The sequence below is a fragment of the Methylorubrum zatmanii genome (genome assembly GCF_014845115.1).
Taxonomy (GTDB): Bacteria; Pseudomonadota; Alphaproteobacteria; order Rhizobiales; family Beijerinckiaceae; genus Methylobacterium; species Methylobacterium zatmanii.
Map to the genome: position 1 here is coordinate 1 of NZ_NKUI01000325.1, position 527 is coordinate 527.

The 527-nt window shown below is 69.4% G+C and carries 1 protein-coding gene; it reads right to left on the reverse strand.

Translation table 11 applies throughout. The features are described from left to right. Nucleotides 1-527 (reverse strand): histidine phosphotransferase ChpT (chpT, locus tag MZTS_RS24385; RefSeq protein WP_192285889.1); only part of this gene is annotated, 527 nt, incomplete at both ends.

A 527-nucleotide genomic window follows, 5' to 3' on the forward strand; every position in this document is an offset into this window, starting at 1 on the left:
GCAGGATGCCGTGGGCATCGACGGTGCCGCCCTCCGGCGTGCCGGCGATCAGCGCCTCGACATGGGGCGGGATGCGGGCATGGCTGCCCTTGGCCCGGAGCACGAAGCGTGGCGCCTCGCCGCCGCCGGTCACCGCCACGTCGATCAGGCCGCCGCGGGGAATCGCGCCGGAGGCGATCACCACGAGATTGAGCAGGAGCTTGACCTTGTTCTTGGGGAACAGGGCCTGGGGGGCACTCCAGGCGATCTGGGTCTTCTCGTCGGCGAACATCGCCCGCGACACCTTCTCCGCATCGGCCAGATCGATCGAGGCGCCGGCCGAACCGGCGGCGCCGAAGGCGATGCGCGCGAACTGAACCCGGGCCGAGGCGGTGCGCGCGCTCTTGCGGATCAGTTCGAGGGCAAATTCACGCATGGAGGGATCGTTGTCGTCCTCCAGCACTTCGAGCCCGTTCACGATCGCACCGATCGGGCTGATCACGTCGTGGCACACGCGCGAGCACAGCAGGGCCGAGAGATCGAGGGCG